20 protein-coding genes, 1 pseudogene and 1 riboswitch are annotated in these 24,936 nt (G+C 45.1%); of the genes and pseudogenes, 3 read left to right on the top strand and 18 right to left on the bottom strand.

Annotated elements, in window-relative coordinates:
• Positions 1-742: 742 nt before the first annotated feature.
• Positions 743-2,623: a carboxypeptidase-like regulatory domain-containing protein gene (locus LPH68_RS18450; protein ID WP_004327093.1), complete on the bottom strand. Its 1,881-nt coding sequence runs from the start codon at positions 2,621-2,623 to the stop codon at positions 743-745.
• A 987-nt stretch (positions 2,624-3,610) separates the two neighbouring features.
• Between LPH68_RS18450 and LPH68_RS18445 the strand changes: the two genes are divergently transcribed.
• Entirely contained in the window at positions 3,611-3,772 is a 162-nt protein-coding gene (locus tag LPH68_RS18445) for a hypothetical protein (protein WP_153862836.1), read from the top strand.
• Between the two features lie 108 nt (positions 3,773-3,880).
• Here LPH68_RS18445 and LPH68_RS18440 read toward each other — a convergent pair whose 3' ends face one another.
• The 3 genes from LPH68_RS18440 to LPH68_RS18430 all read right to left on the bottom strand — a co-directional run bounded on the left by LPH68_RS18440 (position 3,881) and on the right by LPH68_RS18430 (position 5,595).
• Positions 3,881-4,669, bottom strand: a complete 789-nt coding sequence (locus LPH68_RS18440; protein WP_004311277.1) for a ParA family protein — start codon at positions 4,667-4,669, stop codon at positions 3,881-3,883.
• A gap of 75 nt (positions 4,670-4,744) precedes the next feature.
• Positions 4,745-5,149, bottom strand: a complete 405-nt coding sequence (locus LPH68_RS18435; RefSeq protein WP_004315818.1) for a DUF3408 domain-containing protein — start codon at positions 5,147-5,149, stop codon at positions 4,745-4,747.
• 29 nt (positions 5,150-5,178) lie between these two features.
• The gene (locus tag LPH68_RS18430) at positions 5,179-5,595 is read right to left on the bottom strand and encodes a DUF3408 domain-containing protein (RefSeq protein ID WP_004327094.1); all 417 of its coding nucleotides are present in this window, start codon (positions 5,593-5,595) and stop codon (positions 5,179-5,181) included.
• 76 nt (positions 5,596-5,671) lie between these two features.
• On the opposite strand from LPH68_RS18430, the gene LPH68_RS18425 reads away from it, so the two are divergent.
• Positions 5,672-5,926, top strand: coding sequence for a hypothetical protein (locus tag LPH68_RS18425; RefSeq protein WP_008650625.1), 255 nt, complete (start codon positions 5,672-5,674; stop codon positions 5,924-5,926).
• A gap of 583 nt (positions 5,927-6,509) precedes the next feature.
• Here the strand turns inward: LPH68_RS18425 and LPH68_RS18420 are convergent.
• The 14 genes and pseudogenes from LPH68_RS18420 to LPH68_RS18355 all read right to left on the bottom strand — a co-directional run bounded on the left by LPH68_RS18420 (position 6,510) and on the right by LPH68_RS18355 (position 23,375).
• Entirely contained in the window at positions 6,510-7,076 is a 567-nt protein-coding gene (locus tag LPH68_RS18420) for a DUF2284 domain-containing protein (protein ID WP_004289236.1), read from the bottom strand.
• Positions 7,073-7,831 carry an ABC transporter ATP-binding protein gene (locus LPH68_RS18415; protein WP_004289235.1) on the bottom strand — a complete coding sequence of 253 codons (759 nt, stop codon included), beginning with the start codon at positions 7,829-7,831 and terminating at the stop codon, positions 7,073-7,075. Before LPH68_RS18415 ends, LPH68_RS18420 begins: the two co-directional genes overlap by 4 nt.
• Positions 7,828-8,808 carry an iron ABC transporter permease gene (locus tag LPH68_RS18410; RefSeq protein ID WP_004311292.1) on the bottom strand — a complete coding sequence of 327 codons (981 nt, stop codon included), beginning with the start codon at positions 8,806-8,808 and terminating at the stop codon, positions 7,828-7,830. The genes LPH68_RS18415 and LPH68_RS18410 overlap by 4 nt, the downstream gene beginning before the upstream one ends.
• Positions 8,809-9,948 carry an ABC transporter substrate-binding protein gene (locus LPH68_RS18405; protein WP_004289233.1) on the bottom strand — a complete coding sequence of 380 codons (1,140 nt, stop codon included), beginning with the start codon at positions 9,946-9,948 and terminating at the stop codon, positions 8,809-8,811.
• Positions 9,949-9,959: 11 nt separating this feature from the next.
• Positions 9,960-12,038, bottom strand: a complete 2,079-nt coding sequence (locus tag LPH68_RS18400) for a TonB-dependent siderophore receptor (protein WP_004311295.1) — start codon at positions 12,036-12,038, stop codon at positions 9,960-9,962.
• An 18-nt stretch (positions 12,039-12,056) separates the two neighbouring features.
• The gene (locus tag LPH68_RS18395) at positions 12,057-13,157 is read right to left on the bottom strand and encodes a YncE family protein (protein WP_004293828.1); all 1,101 of its coding nucleotides are present in this window, start codon (positions 13,155-13,157) and stop codon (positions 12,057-12,059) included.
• A 28-nt stretch (positions 13,158-13,185) separates the two neighbouring features.
• A complete protein-coding gene (locus LPH68_RS18390) occupies positions 13,186-15,276 on the bottom strand; it encodes an epidermal growth-factor receptor (EGFR) L domain protein (protein ID WP_151923759.1) in 2,091 nt (696 codons plus the stop codon).
• 14 nt (positions 15,277-15,290) lie between these two features.
• Entirely contained in the window at positions 15,291-17,072 is a 1,782-nt protein-coding gene (locus tag LPH68_RS18385; protein ID WP_004293827.1) for a PKD-like domain-containing protein, read from the bottom strand.
• A 64-nt stretch (positions 17,073-17,136) separates the two neighbouring features.
• The gene (locus LPH68_RS18380; protein WP_004289228.1) at positions 17,137-18,054 is read right to left on the bottom strand and encodes a DUF4465 domain-containing protein; all 918 of its coding nucleotides are present in this window, start codon (positions 18,052-18,054) and stop codon (positions 17,137-17,139) included.
• Between the two features lie 154 nt (positions 18,055-18,208).
• Positions 18,209-18,401: riboswitch (cobalamin riboswitch) on the bottom strand.
• 386 nt (positions 18,402-18,787) lie between these two features.
• Positions 18,788-19,117: a hypothetical protein gene (locus LPH68_RS18375; RefSeq protein WP_004289226.1), complete on the bottom strand. Its 330-nt coding sequence runs from the start codon at positions 19,115-19,117 to the stop codon at positions 18,788-18,790.
• A 46-nt stretch (positions 19,118-19,163) separates the two neighbouring features.
• Positions 19,164-20,057 (bottom strand): phage integrase SAM-like domain-containing protein, encoded by an 894-nt coding sequence (locus LPH68_RS18370; RefSeq protein ID WP_004289225.1) that lies wholly within the window; start codon positions 20,055-20,057, stop codon positions 19,164-19,166.
• Between the two features lie 447 nt (positions 20,058-20,504).
• Positions 20,505-21,260 (bottom strand): annotated as a pseudogene (locus tag LPH68_RS18365) (tyrosine-type recombinase/integrase); the annotation flags it as partial.
• Between the two features lie 161 nt (positions 21,261-21,421).
• The gene (gene groL, locus LPH68_RS18360) at positions 21,422-23,059 is read right to left on the bottom strand and encodes a chaperonin GroEL (RefSeq protein ID WP_004314006.1); all 1,638 of its coding nucleotides are present in this window, start codon (positions 23,057-23,059) and stop codon (positions 21,422-21,424) included.
• Positions 23,060-23,102: 43 nt separating this feature from the next.
• On the bottom strand, positions 23,103-23,375 hold the full coding sequence (locus LPH68_RS18355) for a co-chaperone GroES (RefSeq protein WP_149942882.1): 273 nt from the start codon (positions 23,373-23,375) through the stop codon (positions 23,103-23,105).
• Positions 23,376-23,619: 244 nt separating this feature from the next.
• On the opposite strand from LPH68_RS18355, the gene LPH68_RS18350 reads away from it, so the two are divergent.
• A complete protein-coding gene (locus LPH68_RS18350) occupies positions 23,620-24,669 on the top strand; it encodes a L,D-transpeptidase (protein ID WP_151923758.1) in 1,050 nt (349 codons plus the stop codon).
• The last annotated feature ends 267 nt before the right edge of the window (positions 24,670-24,936 follow it).

The raw sequence follows: 24,936 nt of genomic DNA, 5'->3' as shown, positions 1-24,936 counted from the left end.
TTAGGAAAATCCAATATATATTAGTACTTTATTTAAGTTCCATACATAGTAATACGGATCTTGAGTGATTAAAAGCAAACTGCAAATCTAAATAAAAAACGGGATGGTTGTAGTTCTGATATGCTATATCTTAATACAACGCAGATAAATACTTATATTTTCATTGATAGATCTAACTAAGTTAAAAAACGGATTTTCTCCAAAATTCTTCTGATAGCTCCGTTCCAGCCTCATATTTATCGCACTTTACAGAAGCCCCAGTTCAAATATAAGGAAACTGTATCTCTCTTCGATAAAAGATCTATTTTAGGACGCAAAATTAGATATTACAAAAGATTATAAAAATACCATTTTTTGGGTATAAAAACGCATCTAATACCTATATATAGGTATTAAATATCATTGGCAATGTATGTTCCATTTCATTAAGCAAACAATTTTTTGTATAAAATACAAATAGTACTTTTTTACCCACTTAAAAAGTGCAAGAATGTATAAAAGTCCATGTGTCAGCTATAATAGGGGCATGAATAGGCATCCGTTCCATACCTGTCCCTATTTGAATCGGTCACCCCACAGTGACCGGACATTACTCACCCAATTCGGATTCTCATTACAGTAGGCAACGAAAATCTGTATCAAGTTCCAAAGCCCGAGAATCATTCCATTAAACCTGGCAGGAATTGTGACAACATGTCTGCTTGAAACAGCTACTATTATGGTATCATGCTGTATTGTTATGCTATATACCATGTTCTAAGTCAAAACTCTTTTTTTTTAGAATTGAAGGTTTAAGGCTCCATCCGAAAGTCAATATCACTTTCTCAAAATTCTTTTCTACAGCACCCTTTGTATAAGTTAGGATGTCTTTCTCTAGAAAATTTTTGAAATCAGATGAACTCATGTCTCTAAAAATGTTTATATATTCTTTTTTAAGAAATTCATTTATGGCATGTGCCGATATCTTTTTTTGCGTGCACTTTTCTATAACATATAAGTTGCTTGGTACCGGTACCATCGTGTCCAGCCCCATGAAGATATTACAGTCTACCATAAGAGTATAAGCGCCGCTCTCGGCAAGAGGTGCGGAAATGCAGTAATTGGCTTGCTCAAGCAGAGAATCCACCAGTTCTTTTGTGGAAGAACTGATACTATTGGCCAATTGTTCATATCCTCTTAGATTCAGTTGGGATATGGTCTTTTCGATAGCCGGGATGAATTTCATTCCTGGACCCAGGTTCAAATCAAATCTTTTGTAATAGACAAGAAGCTCATTCCAATCTTTGTACCGTGAAGGTTTGATGATATTTACATTGTCTATACCATGTTGTTTAAGATACTCGCCGGAGGAAAATGCATCTTCTTTGAAGGTCTGTGTGTTTCCATCCGGGAAACTTAAATAGATGGTCTTATATGTGTCTCCAGTGTTGGTCCTTGCAAAAGCTTTACATTCCTCACCTTTGAGATAATATGCTGTGGTGATGTCAAAACCATTACCGCTGGCATCATTGTCATAGCAACAATTCCACTTTACCTTATCAGATGGGAATATACGGCTTATATTCTCTATTTGGGATTTGGTGACATATCCCCCCGTGCTTATGAATGCGCATGTGGTTTCTTTAGTATAATGGTTTATTTCGTAGAAACTCATTGCGTCAATAGCGGATTCAAAGAGATATATGTCTGTAACCTTGTCAAAAGGAACAAAATTGGCCATCCAACAGCTTTGTGCCTTGTCACCACCCGTGGCAAAGGCTTTATAATTGGTATTGGTCTCTGCAAAATAGTTCCTCATTTCAAAGTTAAGGATTTCCATCTGGGAGGGTTTGCGGAATGGAAAGCCGATATGATTGTTTTTTCCTACCTGGTAGATGAACAGTCTATTGGCGAAATCCTCCACAGTCTGTGGAGAGAGCTTCCTTTGGACGGTCAAATATGGATTATCCTTTTTGATAGGACGAGGATTCCAATAATTCAAATTGGATTCAATATCATTTGGATTCAGTCCCAGCAGAGGATTGTTTACCGTTTCGGTATCTTCATTGGTGATCTGTTGAGTAGGCATTGGTACACCATCAATGACGAAGAGAGGCTGGGTTCCTCCTGTGACGGAGTTGACACCTCTGATTCTGAAAGTCATTCCGCTTGACAATGAACCGTCTGTGGGGATAATCTGTACTCCGCTGATTTTGCCTTGTAGTGCTTGCAACGTCTGCGTAGAACTACTGTTTACAATATCTTTTATATTCACAGAAGCAACGGCGGTTGCAATATCACTTTTTCGCTGGCTACCATAGCCTACAACAACCACCTCATCCATCTCTGTGACTGAAGGGTCTAGAATGATATCAAATCTTCGGTTCTTTCCGATAGTGATAGTTTTGGGCTTATATCCCAGATAACTGATGACCAGTTTTTCAGAAGGAAGTACTTTTATCGTGAACTTTCCTTCTAAATCGGTGATTACTGCATTGGTGGTACCTTCGATATTTATCGTGGCACCGATAAGAGGTTCACTCTTCTCATCCAACACTTGCCCTGAAATAGTTACTTGCTGTGCTAATGCTACAGTGAAATGTAGTATTAGAAACAATGTGCTTAATAGTACTTTTCTCTTCATAGTGCAGATATTAAAGTTTATAATAAGGATTAATACAATTAGATTTAAAATGGTAGTGCAAATAAAGCGAATTATAATATCCATGTTTTGACCTATTGTACTTTTCTCTTGACCAAATTACAGACTTTTTCTTCAAAGGTAATCGCTTTCTATTAATTTCATTTATCACCGCGTAAAATTATTCGATTGGACTTTTTATAGTGAGTATTATCATGGGGAGTATTAAAAAAGATTGGATATGAAAAATAGTATGTTAAATCATTCTGTTTTCTCAAATATGCAGTGGGGTGTGAGCGCAAGGAAAAATATCTGTAGAAATTGATAATAATGTATTTTATTCAAACTTTCCATTTATCCAAACTCTATCAGTTATCTGCACTTAAATCAGGCTTTGATATTTCAAGAGTTTGGATAAATGATTAAGGATTCAGTCTGCATTAATACCGAACATAGCAGTCAGTGAACGATTGATACCTTACGTTCGCATCGTGCGAAGTCTATTCCTTTCCACACGGTTTTGCGTCCGGCTGAAGATGCACACTCGGCTTGCGCCTTGTTCCTTTGCTGTTTCTTTATACTTGAAGTTCTACAATTCGTTTCACAAAGAATTACCCTGTGGAAGTCTGCCCGCTTTCGCGTAGGGTGACGTTGAAACCTTTATCCAGGGCATTACACCATGGCATTCGCTTTCTCCACAATCCTTTACCCGCACCTCATTCGGCCGCTCTTACAATTGGCCACCCATCGGTTATTGGCTGACGGGAGAGATACGGGCTTACCAAGTTTCGCACAAATAACTGACGACCGACTTAGACTCCGCCTATCCACCAGCAGTGCGACATCCGTGTAGCACGATGTAACAGCGTACTATCCTGACTGCTTGCCTTTTGGAATGGCCCATAAATATCCGTGAGCTAATTCATAGTCACGATGGTACGGCGATTCACTTAGGTTACTCATATCAGTCAGCTTTGACATTCTTCGCCTATGATGCTTAGGTTGGAACGTCGTTGTCAAGAGGGCTTCGCACCCGACCGTTGCCAGTCACGTACGCCTCTTCAGGCTACTATTGATGGAACAATAGGTTCAGACACGATGCTGAACAATTACTTGTGTGACCTCTTGGCGCACATTACACTACTAAGGTAATGCTTTTATAGGAGAAGTCACATCTGTAAAAAACTTATTATCATGCAATTATCTTACTTTATCTTAGGCTAAAAGCCCTTATTCAAGGTGTCTGTATCCTATCATCCGCTACCGCTCGGTATCGGATTCCTCCAGACCGATGGCATGGCATATCTCCTCCACCAGTTCAGGAAGGCCGGAGTCTTTCTCCTGACGGGGATCGGGTGGAAACAGCGTGGAACGAAAGACACCCTTACAGACAGGGTCCGCCTCCTTGTTGTAGCGGAGGGTGTTCGGAATGTGTGAGGACAGCAGCCGCAGCCCCATCCTGTGGATGACCCGGTTCCAGGCATCATACAAATTCTTCCGTCCCCTTCTATCCACCATGTTCCAGAACAGCCGGATTCCTTTCAAGTTGCAGTTCCCCTTGGCGATCAGCTCCTCTTCCAGCACCTTGGTAAACTGCAGGGAACTCTGCATGACGATATTGTCCGCCTTGAGCGGGACAAAGATATAGTCCATCGCGGCAACGGTATGAACCACCCCCTCGCTGCGGAGCGTTCCGGGAAGGTCGAAGAGCACGATATCGAAAGTCTCCCCTTTTTCGTCCATATAACGCCGCAGGTCTTCCACCCCCTTTTCCGGGTCGCTTTTGATGACCGGATAGGCAGGCTTACGGATTCTTTCGTACTGCCGGTACAGGTTCACCTTCAGGTCGTCATTTTTCATGACATTCTCCATGTCCCTCTCACGCATCAGGGCGATGCTGTGCTGCGGGGAGTCACAGTCCACAACCGCCACACGCACGTCTTTGCGGTAATGCAGGACACTGGCCAGCAGTACCGTAAAGACGGATTTTCCGACGCCACCCTTCTGGCTGGCGATGGCAACCAACAACTCTTTTTCTTTTTTCATCATACTTCTTTTTCATTAAAAGTTAAACACTATTGTTTCAGAAACAAAAATAATGCTCCCATCGGGGGAGATCCCCTGTCATGGGGGACGAGCCTTTATGACCGGGCCGGGCAGGGACTCCTCCAGAATCATGTCCGTCGTTTCCCTGTATTCTTCCAGATGCCGCGAGACAAGGTGGTTGATGAACCCCTCCAGAGTGACCTTTCCGTTTCTCGAGGCTCCCGCCAGGATGGACAGTTTCCGGTGCAGGGCGGCGGGAATATGCAGCGACCGACGCTGCACGCCCGCAATGCCATGCAGGTATTCCTCCCCGTAGACGGACGGTTGCATGGGGCCATTTTTCCTTGCGGGACGTATAATGTCGTTACCGGACGTTCCACGTCTCTTCCGGGGACAGGCAGGCGCTTCCCCCATGATCTCACGGATGCGGTCCGCGTCCATCCCGCCAAGACCAATCCGCTCTTTTACGTTCTTTCCTGTCATGATATGCCTTCTTGGACAATGACAACGTTTTATCGGCGAGGTGTTCCTCCCGGCTGTCCGTCCTCATCCCAGGGACGGTAGACCTCACCGAGCAGGGAGGCGATGTCCTCCCTGTGTTCCTCCATATGGAGTTCCAACAACCGGATGATAAAACCGGAGATGCTGCCGCAGCCGGCGGCCCTGACCAGCATGGCGATCCGGCGGTGCAGTCTCCCATCAATGTAGGCGGTCTTCCACTCAGCGGCTCTGGGAGCGGGAACCAGAAACCTCCTCTTGTATTCCTCCGGACCTGTCACTTTCCCTGCCCGGACCTGACTTCCATGACTTGGTATCTCCACCACTGGTTCCAGGGATGGGGAAACGGGAGCTGACAGAAGGTTCCCCGTGAGTCCGACCCTCTCGAGAACGATATCGGAAAGCCGGTTCTTTTCCTTTTCTGAATCCATATTTTAAAATCTTAAATTATTAAATTACACAACTGGTATTGTCTCGGAATACAAAATAAAGGAAGAAGAGAACAGGATGAAACCACCTGTCACTTATAGTCATCCAAAGTCAGTTATTGTCATGATACACATGACGGGGGGGACGGAGATGCCGTTCCGTTCGGACGGTTCTTCCTATGCGGAGGCGACATCAGAGGCCCGTAGTGGTGTGGAAAAGCGAGCGGGATTCCGTTTCCTTGTCCACCGTTCCTTTTTAATCCTTATGGGCAGGCGTGAGAGCGCGCATCCGTCCGGATACGGATTCTTAAATTATCGGTCTATGGGAGTGTAAAAGTATTAATCCGTTAATGGAGAATTATGAAGGAAGACCATAAGGTGTACACGGCTACATTCTCCATTTGCAGAAGTGTAGAAGTAGTAATCCATTAATGAAGATAATGCAGAAAAACCATAAACCATATACGGCTCACTGCCGCTCTCCATTTGTAGATGTGTAGAAGTAACAATCCATTAATGGACAATAGGGCATGTAAAGGGCAGATTTCCCGTATATTCGCCTCCTTATTCCCGAATTATGGACGTAAGTCATATGATTATGGAGAGATATCCACCCTTTTATGGGGAGAGCAGCCGGCAAACACCTGATGGAAATGCCTCGTAAATCACAGGAGAATAGCCATACAATGGGCTAATACACAATAATTATTGGATAAATGTGGTCCGCTCCTGCGGACAGCAAGTTGTGTTTTCGTTTAACGAAAACAGGACGGTTTAACGGAGAATACACCGATAAACCGTTACTTATTTCAAGCTCCAGCGTCGCTTTTTACATATCTAATTATAATTCATTTGAAATCACAAAACAGATTGAACCGAATGTGGTTAGTTTGTCTGTTTATTTCATGTCCGAATCATTAGTATGCTATGTTGCAAAGTTCGTATTCATTATGAAAAAATCCGCTTACGAGAACAAGATATTCAGGTAATTTGCCATCCTTTCCCCAAAGAAGTTCGATGTTAAAAAGTTCAGAAAGCGTTTTGGCTATGTCAAATCCGAAGGCTTCGAGTGACGGACGCACTTTTTCCGGGTGTCGGCATGGTGTGCCGCAGTTACGCGTACACTCGTTATCTGAGCAGTGAAGACATTTACCTATATAGGCAAATGAACGCCCTCCATATTTCCGTTCCATATCCAATAATTCGCTCTCGATTCGTATCCGTTCCGGTAAAATGAGTTTTTGTGTATATTCAATCGGAATATCTTTGTCTTCAGGGATTATCTTCGTTGCCATAAGATGTGCATACTTGTATTGTCGGAGAAACGATTCCGTATCAAAATCAAATGGAGGACACCCCCAACTTTTACCGTAATTGGTACATTGTTTGCAAAGTTCAAGAAAATGTGGTTCGTCACGGAATTCGGCGATGTATCCTTCAACAGTGATGTCTGAAGTAAAATTTTCTACAGTGTATATACTCATTGTTTCAAAATCATTGTACCGCATAAGGAGTCGAAACGGATGTTTTCATTTTGGAAAAGTCTGTCAATGTATCCGCTTTTCTGCATTTCAGACGCGGTCAAGCAACTTAAATTCGGGGTATCTAACAATGCTATCGAATCGCACATGGACAACGCGATGTCAAGTTCATGTGTCGAGAACATGATACATTTTTTCTCGTCGTGGACAAGCCTACGAAGCAACGCCACAAGTTCGTAGCGATTAGGCATGTCAAGAAAGGAAGTCGGTTCATCAAGGAGAATGATAGGAGTATCCTGTGCCAATGCACGAGCAATCATCACACGCTGGCATTCGCCATCCGACATTTTATCCATCGTGCGGTTTGCATAAGCCTCCATTCCCACCGAAATGAGCGATTGCATGACTATCTCCTTATCTGTTTCTTGCATCCTACCTATCCAGTTGGTATAAGGAGCACGGCCTATGGCTACGACATCCTTGCACCGCAGGTTGGCGATGCGCGTGCGCTCGGTCGTGACGACAGCCAGCGTTTTTGCCATATCTTCGGTTTTCATGCAGGCGATGTCGTGCCCGTCGAGAATGATTTTTCCGGAATAACACCGGTTCAGACCGGCTATGGCGCGGAGCAACGTCGATTTTCCTGTCCCGTTTCTTCCGATAAGGGCTGTCAGTTGACCTTTTTTTATCGTGGCATTTACCTCGTGGAGCAACGAGTTTTCTTTGTAACCTATGGAAAAATGCTGTAATTCTATCATGCGGTGATGGATTTGTTGCGTAAAACCACCCATACGACGATTGGGATTCCCAATAGAGCTGTAATGGCGTTGATCGGCAAGGTGAATATTTTAGAAATGATGTCGCAAAGAAGCAATATCGATGCTCCCGAAAGAATTGTTCCGGGCAGAAGGACATGATGATCGCTATTTTGGAAAAGCATTCTTGTGACATGAGGCATAGCGAGACCTATGAAACCTATCGGACCGCAAAAAGCGGTTATCGTTCCGGCGAGCAGCGTTGTCGAGAGAAACAACAGGCTGCGTGAACGCCGAATATTCAGTCCCATTGTTACGGCATATTCCTCTCCGAACAGCAGGAGGTTAAGCGGTTTGATGGTCAGTACAGCCAACAGCAGTCCGGCAAACACCGATGGAACAAGAATCAGAAGTTGTCCGGAGGTGACGTCACCCAAAGCCCCCATCGTCCAAATGACAAAGGCTTTCAGCGATTCCTCTTTGCTGAGGTACTGCAATATCTGCACGACAGCACCTACGCCCGATGAGAACATCATGCCCAGAATCAGGATTACCATGATGTCTTTTATTCGCTGTCCGACGGCAGTTATCACGAGCAACACGACAGCCGCACCCACCCACGCTGCTCCGGCAATGCCTATTGATGAACCGATCCCGGCAAGTACCACAAGTGCCACACCGAGACTTGCACCGGAACTGATGCCAAGGACATAGGGACCGGCAAGAGGATTACGGAAGAGGGTCTGCATCTGAAGACCGCTGACCGATAAGGCAGCCCCGGCCAACAGTGCCACTATAGCTTTTATGAGGCGTATGTTGAGTACGATTTTTTCCGTGGCACGGGAACAATTTCCCCCGGTCAGTGCTGCCCATACATCGCGGATCGGAATGTTGACAGCTCCCACGGCCAAGTCCAGTAAAAAAAGACCGACCGTGAGCGTAATCAATATGGAGAATAATATAGTCGAACGGGAACGCATCTATTTCAGTTGCTTGTAATACACACACTCTTCCTGCACCAGTTCAGGATGGAATATCTTCACGAGGTCGCGGAGCACGATGTCAGGATTCACGACGGCAGACTCGTAATAGTCGTTACCCCCGGCTGTGTTGGTACGGGCGTTGTTGTTATACACCTCTCCATTTTTGAAACATCGGGTATCGGTGAATTTCGGACATGATGCCTTCAAGTCGTCAAGGGAGTTCGCCATTCCCACGTTCAACCACATGTCCGCATCCGACGCGAGCAGATATGCTTCTTCTAAGTCAATGGGGATAGAAGCGTTTCCCGTGTTCTTCTGGTAGATATAGCGGCCTCCCGCATCAGTAATCAAGCGGGCTACATAACTTTGGGTTGAAGGCATGAACCACGAGTCGCCATAGGGAACATTAAGCATAACCGAAGGAGTGCCGAGGGTACTGTCGGCCACTTTCTTTTTCAAGGCGTTGTATCTGACCGGGATTGCGGCAAAGGCTTTTTCACCCTTCTCACGTTTTCCTGTGACTTCTGAAAGCACTACCATCCATTCGGCCTTGCCGAGAGGCGACTCTTCAAGATAATCGCCGACATACATGAACGGTATGTCGAGTTCTTCGAGTTTGCTTTCCATTGCGCTTGCGCCGTTCACCCCATAGAGCAGAACGAGGTCGGGATCGAGCGAGAGCAGCAACTCGTAGTTGATGTTCCCTTCATAGCCGACATCGCCAATACTGTCGCGGCGGGCTTGGATGTCTGGGTTGGAAATGTAGTCGATTCCCGAAACGCCGGTTATACACCGGACTTCACCGATTGCGTCAAGCATGGCGATATGAGTGGAAGACATCGCCACGATACGTTTGGCGTCTCCTTTGAGTACCTGTCCTGCAAACCCTTCGGGAACCTCTTCACCGTTGCGGACGATAAACAGCCATGTGGTTACACTGTCCGCTCCCTGCCAGGGATTCCTGACGGTTATCAGTACGCTTTCCTTCCCGCCCGCCCCTTTGATGTCGAAGCCGGAGGCATATTCGGGAGCATAAAGCAGCAGGTTGAAATCATTGATTTTTGAGCTTTTGTTGTGGCAGCCTGTAAATGCCAGAGAAAGCAACAAAATCAGGCTTAAATTCTTTAATGCGTTCATATTGATGCAGATTATCGTTTACTATTTTTGTTTTTTCCGAACTTGGGTGTTATGCCGATGAATATCTCGAAATTGATGCCCGGCATGGGACGGGACAATACGGAAAGGTATTCTTCATCGAACAGGTTGTTGATGCTGCCCTTTAGCGACAGATCGGCCCATCGGAAAGAGAGCTGTTTTTCCAGTGTCACGTTATTCATGAAGTAAGGGGGCAGATAGCCCGTCAGGGTATAGTCATTACTCGACATGGTATAACGCTGGCTGTAATAACACCATTTGTAAAGCAGGCTCCATGTCCGCCATGACAGACGTCCGGTCACCGTTGCGGAAAACTCCGGCACGTATGGCAACTGTTTGCCGACGGATTGGTCTGCCGGACTCATCGGTTCGCTCTCGTTGATCGAGGGAGTCCACGAGAAAGTTCCGTTCATATCCAGTTTCCAGTCCTTTCCGAGCATTATATCAAGGTGGGCGTTGGTCTCTGCCCCGTAAGCATGTACCTTTTTGAGGTTTCTGGGGGAGAAGAATCCCTTGGTTGTGGGTAGCCAGATGATCCAGTCGTCGATGTGCGAATCGAACCAGTTGATACCACCGCTCAAAGCATATACATTTTCTTTCCCCACCGAGAACGACAACCCCACGTCGTATGTGAAGCCGTGCTCGCTTTTCAGGTCGGGATTACCGCCCGGCAGAAAATAGAGGTCGTTCAGCGTGGGAAAACGGTAGTTCCGGGAGATGGATGCTTTCGCCACGATATTGCCTTTTTTCGACAGTACCCCGTCGATGAAGAAAGCCGGGATAACCGGGGCCCATTCCGTACCGAACATATCCTCGCGAAGGACAAGCGAGGCGGCAAAACGATCGACAGGCCGCCATTTCGCAGAAACGGAACCGGAAAACTCGACACGTCCCTTGTCATACCCGACAACAGCCTTGTTACCTTCCTGCGAGATGATATTTTTGTCCGCGCTTTCCACCAAATGCTGGTGTACGGAAACACCGGCCGTGAACAGCCATTTCTCTGAAGGAGCATAATCCCCGTCCGCACTTCCGTAGAACGTGTTAATCTTACTGCGTGAGCGGGTCATCGAAGCCATTTCGCCGTTTCCCTTGTCCCGCTTGTAATCATAGGCCATCCATGTGTGTATATAGCCGCCTTTTACACCGACCTTCCATTTCTCCCGCACGCGATCCCACGAGAGGACGCCGCGAAACGTCTGCTCCCTTTGGCGGTTCTCGAAGTCCATGTCGTTCCCGTAATCCGTGCTGAGCATCGCCAGTTCCCGGTTGGAATTGATATACCAGGCGTTTAGCCCGAACTTGTCGCCTTCGCCCGTGTTATAATAAATTTCCTGCAAGACGTGCAGATCCTTATAAGCCCCGCTGCGGTTGCGTTCCGTCGGGTAATAGGAACCGATGATGTTCTTGTCCTCGTCATAGATGTTTTCCTTCTTGTCCCGGTTTCGGTATTTGTAGTCGTTGGGGGAAGAGGAATACACCACACGGGTGGAGGACTGCCAGTGTTTGTCACCGTAGGTCAGGCGGAGAAACTCGTCGAACGTGCTGAACGACCCCACTCCCTGCACGTACTGCAACCCGAACCCTTCATGGTTGGCCGGAGAAGTGGAGAGCCTGACCAGACCACCCAAGCCGCCGCCCGTTTCGTTTACCGATGACGTTCCGTGCAGCAGCGAGGCATCATCGATAAAGTAAGAAGGGATGGTGGAAAAATCCGTCATGCCCAGCATCGGGTTGTTAATGCGCATACCATTCCACGTCACTTGGGTATGCGAGGGAGAGGTACCCCGGAAAGCCACGGTGGATAACGTGGCGCGTCCGTAGTTCTTGACAAAAACGGATGAGTTGAATGTCAGCACATCGGCCATAGACAAGGCGATGTTCTCTTTCATGGCGATGGAATCGAAACGGGTTCGTTGCACGCCTATATCCTTCATAGGTCGTTTGCCCACCACCGTAACCTCCGGAATACGTAGTACCCTTTTGGTAATGCTGACGGAATTTTTCTGCTGGGCGGCAAGCAGAAAGGGCAGGCTTACCCCCACGAACAATAGAATAAGATGTCTTTTCATTTTTGTCCTCCTTCCTCGTTATTTCCAGCAGAAAGCTCCCGGAATGATTCCCACGTAAAATTCATCGATCAGCTTGCCTTGCGGCGAATAGCGATACACGATACCTTGTTGCTGGTAATCAATAGCGTCGGCCACATATACCTCCCCGTTGTTGGGATTGACCGTAAGGCCGTAGTATTTGGTGTCCCGAAACTCCAGAAAAGGCCGGACGGGAACACGGTCGGCTTCCACCGGCATTCGCCAAATATCGTTGTTGATCCAGTAAAGTGTATCCCGTGTACCGTTGAGCTGGACTTCCGAAGGCCAGTCGCCCAGCTTAAACTTGAACTGTTTCTCTACGGTGAAAGTCTCGGCGTCTATACGATAGAGAGACGGTGCCTCGTAACCGTATGGGCTGCCCTCGTAACCGCCATCCGTGATGGTCCACATCTTGTTGTATTTGTCCATGACCAGCGAAGTAGGTTGTATGCCGATGGTCAGTTCGTCCACGACCTTGTCCGTCTCCGTGTCGATTTTCAGGATGCGGTTCTGGTACGACCAGCAGTTCACATAGACGTACTTGCCGTATTGTACCATTTGTTCGGTGGAACCCGATTCCATGTCCATGTCTGGACATTCGATATAGCCGGTAATCTCGTATGTCTTGGGGTTGATGATGAAGATACGGTAGTCCCATATCTGCGTCACATAGGCTTTCTCATCCGACAGAAAATGGATATACCGGGGTGAGGTGAAACCTGTGATACGGCCCACTTCCTTGAAAGTATTGATGTCGATGGCGAAAATCACATGCGAGTTGTTCACCACGATCCAGCCTATACCGTCCCGGATAACCATAGACTGGGCCACATCGCCCAACTTGAACCCGTTGGCACGGTAAAACACTTCATTCTCCACTTCGCACGTGGCGGGATCGTAGTAGGAAAGCGTGGCATTGCTGTACTGGAAATTCCCCTCGTTGGTAATGAAAAGACCAGAGGCCGATACAGAGAAATCTTCCATCTCTCCGTAATCCCATTTCATGCAACTGCCGAAAACTGGCAGGCAGAAAAGAAAAAGGCAAATCCGTTGTATTGTTCTGCTCATTGTCATTCGGATAAAAAAGAGTACCCGAATCATTACGGGTACTCTGGTTAAGGTATAAGGTTTAATCCTGCTGCGTATATTGTTTGTCCTTCATATTTTGGAAGGTTGGGTTATACCCACATTTCGTCACGCTCCAACTTTCCCCCGTAATCATTCCGTTTTCTATAAACTTGCCGAAGAAAGTGTAGTCGGTAAATTTCGTCAAACCGTCAAAAACAACCCCATGCAAGGTCTCCAACTTCTCCATGGAAAGTGTTTCCTGAGAAAGAGAAGTCGCACTTTTTATCTGTAGCGTACCATCTATAGTCTGTAATTTATCACAAGTAATGCCTGTTGCTTTATTAACGAACAACCCTTCACCTCCTACGTGAAGCAATTCCGGAATATCCAGCGATTTACTTTGTAAAGATATTGCTAACGAGCCCTCTCCCTCTTTATAATATACAGGAGAAGCTGAACAACAAACTTTGGATAGTAAGGGCAAGTTACAACTGGTAAAATTTCCAGATAAATAGAACTGTCCTCCCACTTCTTTCAAGACTGGCATTGTGATTGAAGCAAACATGGGTATTTGGATATATCCATATCCATCTATGATTTCCAAGTCGGGAAATTTGGCATTGCTTCGCATTTGGCCTGTCACATTTAGATTTCCATATACATGTTGAATTGTCGATATGGTATAATCGGTATTGTTGGTGGTTGGCTTACAAGTGAAGTCTTTGATATTCTTGAACGTGATTTCAGGGAACTTATTATTCGTGAGACTGGTGATGACAAAATTTACATTTGACAAATCTTCGGCTGTTTCAATTTTGGAGAGCTGCACCTTGTTTATAATTTCAATCTGGGGCGCTGTTTCTCCGAAGGTTTCAAATCGGGCGTTCGGCAACAGCAGTGTTCCGCTCACATCTTCAAGATAATCCAGCGTGATGCTTCCAAGTGTGGTGATCTTGCTCCAGTCGGGAAGTTGTTTGAGTGCCGTGAAATTCTTTATCTTTATCTGTCCCTTTATCGTTGTCAGTTTGTCCATTCCACCGAAAGCCTGAAGCACGTCATTTCGTTGGGGAACAAAACTACCGGTAGGAGGAGCTTCCATATTGGCTTCCATAATAATACTTCCGTTTACTGTTTCGATTTCCGGAAGGTTGATGGTTTCCAACATCACGGGGACGGTATGGAAATCAAGGCCACCGGTCTCTTTCAGCTTAAGGAAGCTCATGGAAGTCAGCTTGGCAAGATTGTTTACGGACAAGACCCCTCCGACACTTGTCAGTTCCGGTATTTCCAAAGACGCAATCGAACCGGCTGCTGTGTTCTCTTCATTGAGTCCTTGAAGATTCAGATCCTGACCTACAGTAGTCAGAACCGGAAACTCAAAACTCTGTAACGACGACGCATTGAACATCACGCTTCCTTCAATAATTGCCAGTTTCTCGAATAGGACATACGTCACTTGGTCGTTATATACCGATATGTCTCCGGAGAGCGTTTCCAATGCTTTCATGGAAATCATGTGAAGTTCCGTAGCTTTCGAGGCGACATCGGTCGAACCTACCTGTAAACCTCCGGCAGAAACGATATTATCCAACCCTGTCAAGTCTGCACCGTTGTAACTGTTACGAATGACAATGTTGCCAGTAACCTCTTTCAAAGATGCCAATGCAGATATGTCAGTGATTTTTTCTGCCTCTTCCGCATCAGAGCCGATAATCAGGTTCCCTTTGACAACGGTTGTTTTGGTTGCGGCAAAAGAAGCTACCTCCTCGGTGGTCTTCAACTCCACATCTCCGTCAGATTCTATCTCGCTTTTCACGACCTTATAGGTATATTCGCGGGCATCTCCGTTATAGGATGTCACCCGGAAGGTTCGTTCGTTATCCCAGTCCGTTACCGTTTCAGGATCAGGTATGATTGTTGCAGAAGTTGTGTACTTGAATTCCACTTCGGCGTTGTTCAGCGATACCGTATAGGGAACGGTTATTGTTACTGTATTGTCCGTAATGTCGGCCGTGTACGATTTCCCGTCCACGGTCATCACGACCGATGTGATGAAATTTTCATCTGCATCTTCAGGTATAATTTCATCGTTTTTGTCACACGCTCCCAAAAAGAACAAGGATAGGAGCATGGGAAGAAAATAAATTTTCATACTTGTAATTTTTATTATTTGGTTAGATCCTCAAAAGAAAATACCTCCGTAGAAACTTCGCCCAGCCAGCCGCTTTTGGCCAGAACACCGCATTGTATTTTGATAAAGTCAATATATTGCAGATTGGCTTCCGTTCCATCGGCATGGATGGCATTGGAAATTTTGAAACCGTTCCTTTGTCCGCTTCCATCCACCGTACTGCCGCCTTCTATCTGGTCGTTTCCGAAATTATCCACGTACCCCCAGTCATAACTCTGATTATCCCAATAACCGGTTTGAGAATCTTGGGTGTTGCGGGCGGCCAGACAAGTGCCTGTCAGGGTATAACTGTTTTCCGAAATCCAAGCCGGATAATAATAGTCTTGTGTATGATAAGCGGACAGATAGTCTACCCAGCCGTTTCTACCGTCGGAACTGATCCATTGGACATCCATTTTTTTGCCTTCCGGACGGTAATAGGTCACTTCAAAATTCTGTATTGTTTCTTCCTTGCCTGCTTCAGATCCTTTCAGTTCGTACCACTCGTCATCCGGCAATCCGTTTCCGTTTATATCTTGCATGACCCATACGATACCCGGTTCGGAACTGCCGTCAAAGGCGTTCCCCTGAACACAGAAATCATATTGGTTACCCGAATTGGGAATACTGTGGTCGAAGCCGACGATGATATAACCCCCGAAAGAACCTAAAGAGACGTGCAGTTTGTCTTTCAAACGCTGTGTTGCCCATGCGACAGCCGCTTCAGGGGATGTTTCGTTGCCGGTCATACCGCCTATCGTGCTCGTCTCGTTGATAAATTGGCCGGGAGCTGGGGTATATTCATAGACTTTATTCCAGAGCTTGGAACTTCCCGAAGCCCGGAAGCCGTCTTGTTCCTTTTTGTCCACACAAACGACTTTTACGGTGGCAGTGACAGCCGTTTTCCCTTTGTCGATATTCCTGCTTATTTTTTCCGTCGGTGTGTCTTCCGACACAGTACAGGAGACGGTGTATTCTCCGGGTGCGGACGGCGTGAACTTGAACATGCGTTCCACTTCTCCTTCCATGACCTGACCGTCCACACTCCACTCAAAACGGGGATTGTCGAAATACTCCAACAACGGACGCAGGAAAACAGGACGGTCGGCAAAAGTGTACCTGTCCGTGGATGTTTGCAGGTAAGACGGGGTCGGGAATTTGACAACGTAGGGCATCGTTTCCACGACCTCTACGCTTACGTCTTTCGTTGTTGTCCCATCTATATTGGAAGCGTTGATTGTCACCGTATAAACACCGAGTTCTTTTTCATTGAAAGTATAAGTATTCTCGGTGGAAACGATTTTTCCTTCCCGTACCCATTCGATTTTGAACCCTTCGACATCCGAATGCTGAATATCGGGAGTAAATGTGTAATCGGTATTCCGGACGACTTTTAGCCCCTGCGAAGGTAGTGCCAGTGAGATGACCGGAGGGGTGAGTTCTTTCACTTCTACTTTCAGTTCCTCTTCGGCATAGCCTTCCGCATTGTCTACTCTTAGTTTGACATAAAAATCCCCGCATTCATTCCATGTACGTTGAAGAGACGGACCCGAAGAAACCAGCGTACCGTCTATCGTCCAAGCAAAAAGAGCATCTTCAACATTCTGGTATGTCGGGGCGATAGTCAATTCGTGATCGACCTTGACCGTGTAAATACCGGTCTCGCTGTCAAGTTCTATTATAGGTTGTCCTCCTACTTCTTCGGTAATGACTTCATCCTTGTTGCAGGAGGTGAACAGCATACAGGCAGAAATAATAAAATAGTGAAAACGATGCATGATGTGTGGATTTTAGAAAAATAACAGGGATACCCCCGACAGAAGGGATATCCTTGTATTCTTTTTATTGTATGGTGATATCATCAATACAGATATAAGCCGGAGTATTCAAACCGTATGCTCCCGAATCCGAACCCTCGAAGTTGAATTTCACACTTTGCACCCCTTCGGCATTGATTTCCCAATAATCCCATGTCGTGATAGGATCAACCTGTTGTTGGCCGTTACGATAATCGGCTAAAAGACGTTTGTAAGTGCGGATCAGACCGCCATTCGCATCATAACATTCCAGATTCACTTGGAAATACCCTTTCATCTCTTTCAGAGGAGTCGCTACCCCCGTAGAACCGAACTGATTACCATAAGTAATGACACCATAAGTGTATGAGGTGTTGCAGATCCACAGGCCGACCAATTTCCGGGGAACATTGAAATAAAATTCTGGTTTAGCCATCCATGCCTGATTGTAAGCATCCACATATCCGTAAACGACACCGAAATTGGAACCGCTGTGCCCGGCTTCCTTATTCTGTCCTTCCGCTTCCACCGCAGTGTTATAGACAGAACATTGGTTTAGATAAGAATACCACCAGTCTCCGGTATTTCCCGACTGATTGGAGCGGATGTTCCAGTTGGAAAGTGCGATGCCGCCGCTGGAATACTCTGTGCTTCCACCTACAGTATTAAACATTGAAAGGAAGAGATATTCTTCCGGAGTATTGTCGTAAATGGTGGTTACTTGAGGATACCCTTGGTACGAATAAAGATTTTCTCCGGCCGAGGTAGGTCCTGCTAACATGCCGGGATCGAAATCATCGAAAGTGATAGTTAAAGTACCGTCCGAATTTGTCACAGCACGGGTTTGCGAAGTTCCGGAATCAACCGGGTCCATCAAAAAGTCATCGTCCGAGCTACAGCCAGAGAACAAGGCGGTTGCGGTAAATAGACAGGCACCTGCCAGAAAGCGTAATTTTCTTTTCATAGGTCACTCATTTTAATGTAAAACATATTATTAACAAACACAAAAAATTCCCGTTCGTGCGGACTTACACGAACGGGAATATGTCTGTCTTCAAATATTGAATGGCCGATGAGCTATTCCTTATTTGATTACGACCCGTATATCCCGCAGGTGTAAATCTCATTCCGGTCATGGCAGGTCTTCTGACTCGTCCCGGTCATCGTGCCTTCCCGGTATTACACCAGTGGCAAAAGTTCGATGTCCGTTTTTGTGGACTCACAGCAGCGGGTACTGTCCCGGATTTTCACCGGGTTCCCTTTTCATTCGGAAGGCGTAAACCTCCCGAAACCATTTCCCGACTGCAAAATTATCTATATTACATATCAATTCCAAATAATTCATAATATTTATAATAAAACACACAAAGCATGACAACCGTACTGTTTTAATTAGAGCATTCAAGTTTACGACAAACGAAGACGGTAATTATCATACACAATATCCATAAACCAACAAAACAGCTTGCCATTTTCCATAACAATGCGTTCTGGAATAGATAACTGTTAGCTGCAATTATGCAAGCAAAAAAAGCAGACAGAATAATGACTATTAATATCATGCACCAGAAATTAATCCTATAAATTTATGGAAAACAAGTAAGGGAATGGAAGTTCCGTTGCCGCATGGATGCAGGTGAAGGACCTTCTCTTTTAACGTTGGATACGCCAATGCACGCCAACGGAAGACTCTGATATTATCTGTTTGGAAAGGATATAGGATGTGCGTTACTTTGTCGCATATTCAGAATCTTAAAAAGAATTTTAGTATGGAACTGACAATTATTGAAACAAGCGCGTATTAGGAGTTGAGAAAGCTGGTCAGCACGCTGGTCGTACAGATGGGCGACTTCCAGAAAAAGATTGCCCCGCCTGCGCCGGACAAGTGAATGGATGCGCAGGACGTATGTGATGGACTTATGCCCAAACACTTTCTGAAGAGTTTCCAGCAGCATCCCCTTGAGTATGGCCAGAACGGCAAATGCGTGGCGTCCGATGTGCGGGGTGACCTCGCCCCGGAGTTGCATTTCCTGCCTATGATTCCAAGACTGAGCCGCATGGCATTGTATTCACCTACCGGAAAGACACATTCGGGGAGTCTTTCTTTTCATCCGTACCCCTATATTTTTCAATCAGTTCGATAGCAATGGGCAATAATTTTACGACATACGCCACTCCCGTTTTTATACGGTTGCCCATCAGCCATGTACCGCCGTCGGAGTCGGTATGGATATTATCGTATGTTATGGCTTTCAAGTCCACATAGGAAAGACCGGTGAAGCACATGAACAGGAACATGTCGCGCATGGCACGCTGGCGTTTGTATCTCGGTTCTATATGGATTATCCTTTGCAGTTCCTCTTCGGAAAGGAAAGAACGCCTCTTGTATTCGGGCATACACTCGAATGATGCGAACGGATGAACCCGTATCCAGCCTTTTTCCTGCGCGATATACATCAGCCACTTCAAGGTATTGACACGCCCGAAGACAGTGGAGTTTGCCAAAGCGCATGTACCGAGCATCCAGTTGTAGTAATCCTCGATGAATGATTTCTCAAGTTCTTCGATGACAATATCCTCTGCATTCTTCTTGCTTTTCATGAAAAGCAGGAGACTCTTGTAATCGGCAACCAGACCGCAGTAGGTGCTTTCGGCTTTCTCTATGCCGATTTTCTTTTTATACGGTTCCAGCTGTTCCCTGAAAAGGTTCATAAGGGTGTGGCATTCCTCTGAGAAGCCGACATAGCGGTTATAGACTTTCTTGGCTGTAACAAAACTGTCGTGGTCGCAGATGTACTGGTAGTGCCTGGTGATTTGCGCCTTGATATTGTCAAGCTCCTGATTGAGTGTACGGGCCTCCTCGGACTTGCCTTTGGCCCGGTTGGTTTTGACGTCCCACAAAGCGAGGGACACTTCTTTCTTACAACTGAAACCGGCTTGGGTTCCATTGATGGTGATACGGCCCATAATCGGTGTCTTTCCGTTTTTTACAGACTGTTTATTCTCAAAACACTTAGCTATACATGGTCTGCGATAAGCTAAGAGAGATTCCCCTTACACAAAAGCATGGCATCTCCTTGTCGTATCTCGCCTTTATACTTTTATGTATAGTAGTCTACCGGATCGAATGAACAAGACCTATCCCATACATAAACCAATTTAGACTGCTATGTTATTTTTGAGGAAGAAGATGGAATGAGACCAGATACCCTCTTTAAGGCTGACTGTAAGTCGATTAAATGTAGAAAAAGATTGCTTTTGTCACAAGTAAAGTGTATATTTGCATTGAAAGAATCGTTCTTTGACAGAGGCAAAAGAAAACAGAATATTGTAATTCGCTCGTTTCTAAATCGTTACCTGATATTAATTAAACAGAAATAACTGTTTAATTTTCAATTAGATAGAGATTGTATGATGTTTCGCAGTATAAGAGCTCAATCTATCACCCAATCCCAGTAATTCGCCCAGCAACATCAACTGACGATTGAATGTGCGCAATGCCAACTGATATTCACGATAGGCTTCCGGAGTCCCTTCACGACTTTTTAATAAAGAAAACAGATAAGGAGAAGAACTGTCACGGTTCATATATCTCTTTACCAGAATCATCGCTTCTGCAGTTAGAGTCACCGACAAGGTGCGGCCTGTCTTACGTCTGCGATATGTAATCACATTGTCACGTAAATCACTTTTACGCAAATAGGCGAGATCGACAAAAGGCAAACCGCGCAATAAAAACATAAGGATAAATAATTCCTGTGCCTTGCGTAATGACGGAGAACCGACAAAAGCCTGTGATAACCTGGCAAATACTTTCTTTATATCCTCCTCACCCAACGCACGTTTATGATCGGCACGAGTGCCTGTATAAACAGAACGAAACAGATGAGGAACATAAGGTGCCTTACGAAGATCGACAGCACGATTATAAACTGCACGAAACGTGCGCAAATAAGTGGAGACGGTATTCCAACTACATCCACGACTACGAAGATGCACTTCGAACCCTTTTAACCACTCCGGACTCACCTCATGGAAGGTGAAATCCTCTTTCCCACAATAAGCAATGATGGCATTGAGACTGCTACGGTATACATGGGCAGTGCCAAAGTTTCCCTCCATCTGTAGCCCACGGGCTACTTGCTTCATAAATGTTACTACTTTCAACATCTCTCGATTTATTAATAAATTAGACAATAAATATAAGGGTATTCCAACAATCGAACAAATTGAAGGCAGAGATGTTGCAGGAATACAAAAAAAGAACCACCTCCCCTTATTAGGGAAAGTGGTTCTTATCTTCTTTATATATTCTTAAGCGAAAGCTGGAATTACATCATTCCGCCCATGCCTCCCATTCCGGGAGCGCCCATTGGCATTTCAGGTTTATCTTCCTTCTTTTCTACAATTACACATTCAGTAGTCAGGAACATACCAGCGATAGAAGCTGCATTTTCCAAAGCTACACGAGCAACCTTAGCAGGGTCTACTACACCGGCAGCATGCAAGTTTTCGTAAATATCCAGACGAGCGTTGTAACCAAAGTCACCTTTGCCTTCACGTACTTTCTGAACAACTACCGCACCTTCTTTACCAGCGTTAGCAACGATCTGACGAAGTGGTTCTTCGATAGCACGTTTGATGATTTCAACACCGGTTGTTTCGTCAGCATTGTCACCCTTCATGCCATCGATAGCATCAATTGCACGGATATAAGCTACGCCACCACCCGGGATGATACCTTCTTCGATAGCAGCACGAGTTGCACGCAAAGCATCGTCCACACGGTCTTTCTTTTCTTTCATTTCCACTTCAGAAGCAGCACCTACATAGAGAACTGCTACACCACCTGACAATTTAGCCAGACGTTCCTGCAATTTCTCGCGGTCATAGTCAGACTTAGTTGCCACGATTTGTGCTTTGATCTGTTCGCAACGTTCTTTGATGCTGTCTTTGTTACCTGCACCGTTTACAACAGTTGTATAGTCTTTAGTAACTGTAACTTTGTCAGCAGTACCCAACATTTCGATAGTAGCTTGTTCCAGTTTCAAACCTTTTTCTTCGCTGATAACAACACCACCTGTCAGGATAGCGATATCTTCCAACATTTCTTTACGACGATCGCCGAAGCCCGGAGCCTTCACAGCACAGATCTTCAATTGAGAACGCAGACGGTTTACTACCAATGTAGTCAACGCTTCGCTATCTACATCTTCTGCAATTACCAACAGAGGACGACCTGTTTGTACAGCCGGTTCGAGGATAGGCAAGAAATCTTTCAGATTAGAAATCTTCTTGTCATAGATCAGGATGTAAGGTTTCTCCATCTCACATTCCATTTTTTCTGTATTTGTCACGAAGTAAGCTGACAAATAACCACGGTCGAACTGCATACCTTCTACTACACCGATAGTAGTGTCTGTACCTTTTGCTTCTTCGATAGTGATTACACCGTCTTTAGAAACTTTACGCATAGCGTCAGCAATCAATTTACCGATTACCGGGTCGTTGTTTGCAGATACGGTTGCCACTTGTTCGATCTTGTCATAGTTGTCACCTACAGTTTCAGCCTGATCCTTGATTGATTCTACCACTTTGGCAACGGCCTTGTCGATACCACGTTTGATATCCATCGGGCTAGCACCGGCAGTTACGTTCTTCAAACCTTCAGCTACGATAGCTTGTGCAAGAACGGTTGCAGTAGTTGTACCGTCACCGGCATCGTCACCTGTCTTAGAAGCAACTTCTTTTACCAACTGTGCACCAGTGTTCTGGTAAGCATCTGCCAATTCGATTTCTTTTGCTACTGTCACACCGTCTTTTGTGATGTGCGGAGCACCGAATTTCTTCTCAATGATAACGTTACGTCCTTTCGGGCCCAGAGTTACTTTTACTGCATTTGCCAAAGCATCGACACCTTTTTTCAATTGGTCACGGGCATCGATATTGAATAATATTTCTTTTGCCATCTCTTTATTTACTATTTAAAGATTTACTATTTACTATTATTAATTAATCCAAAACAGCGAGAACATCGCTCTGACGCATAATCAGATATTTAGTACCTTCAACGTCAAGTTCTGTTCCGGCATATTTACCATAAAGAACTGTATCGCCTACTTTCAATACCATTTCTTCGTCTTTCGTACCGTGACCTATTGCCACAACTTCACCCTTCAAAGGTTTTTCTTTTGCTGTATCAGGGATAATGATACCACCAATTGTTTTTTCTTCTGCAGGTGCAGGGAGGATAAGCACTCTGTCTGCTAATGGTTTAATGTTCATAGTTACTTGTTATATTTTAGTTATACATTTAATAGTAGATGTTACCCGCCATTTTTCAGGCGGAACGCTAAAGTTATTGCGAAAAGCGTGCCAAAGTAAATAAATGATTCTTTGTCAGAAATAGACTGACAAAATGACTGACAACTTGCATTGTATGGCAAAAAAGTATATTTGTCACCTACTTTTTAAACAAAACAAAAGGATTATTCCTTATAATGACGTATATTCGTAAACGAACCATCAAATGCACTGTATAAATAATATGAATGGAATAGCATCCGGCCTCATCATCGCCTCTTGCGTCTTCTACTCCTGCACTTCGCGTACAGGAGAGATTTCTCCTGTACATGAACAACAACAGACAGATTCGCTGTCGCAAGATACAATAACTCAACCCGAGGTTAAACCTGTTGAAAAGAAACTCACAGCAGAACAGATACAAATCACCAAAGATTTATTGTATGACCAATATACATTGGAAGACACCTATCCTTATAAAGACACTACCCGGCAATTTCAATGGGACAAAATCAAAGAACGGCTGGCTTTGCTTGAAAATATACAGTTGCAGCCTTCCACTTGGGCAATTCTCCAGAATTACAAAAATAGAAATGGAGAAGCACCGCTTGTGAAGAATTTCAAAAGAAACGCTTACGGACGGGTGGCGGATACTCTCGGCATAGAACGTTACCAATCCGTTCCGCTTTATTTGTTGACCGACACATTAGTGCCCGAACGATACGGGCAGGATGGAGAACTAACCCGTTTTATCGAAGATGGGGAAAAATTCATAACAGCAGAGCCAATGTTTACCGGAGATGAATGGATGATTCCTAAAAAGTATGTCAAAGTAATCGGAGATACGATTGTTTTCAACAAAGCTGTTTTCGTAGACCGCCACAATCAGAATATCGCTGCTCTCGAACGTAGCGGAGAAGGGCAATGGATGGTTCGTAGCATGAATCCTTCCACTACGGGACGTCACCTGCCGCCGTATGCACAGGAAACTCCTTTAGGAATGTTTGTATTACAGGAAAAGAAAGCGAAGATGGTATTTCTAAAAGACGGTTCGAAAGAGACAGGAGGTTATGCTCCTTATGCGAGTCGTTTCACGGATGGAGCCTATATTCACGGAGTACCGGTCAATGCTCCCCGCAAGACACAGATAGAATATAGTCCGTCGTTAGGAACGACACCGCGTTCGCACATGTGCGTACGAAATGCAACTTCCCATGCCAAATTCATTTATGATTGGGCGCCTGTAAATGAAACTATTATTTTTGTATTGGAATAAACGTTGAACAAACATACACCACTATTCCCGAATCGCTACTACCTATCGTCCAAAGTATAACTAGAAAAGTTCTTTTCTATAAGGTGAGAACTTGCTTTTCTCTTGGGGAAAAGTTACTTTCCCCTTACCAGGGAAAACGCATGAGTGCTAATTATTTAATAATCAATAGTTCCCTTCTCTTCTCAAAACATATTTAATGGCAATACTCTTGTATATCTAATAATAAATAAAGTCTTCCTAGTTACTTTTCCTCATATAGACGTGTCA

It is taken from the genome of Bacteroides sp. 1_1_30, from assembly GCF_020982715.1.
Lineage (GTDB): Bacteria > Bacteroidota > Bacteroidia > Bacteroidales > Bacteroidaceae > Bacteroides > Bacteroides xylanisolvens.
The sequence above is the reverse complement of the archived record's forward strand: the minus strand, read 5'-3'. Positions and strand labels throughout refer to the sequence as shown.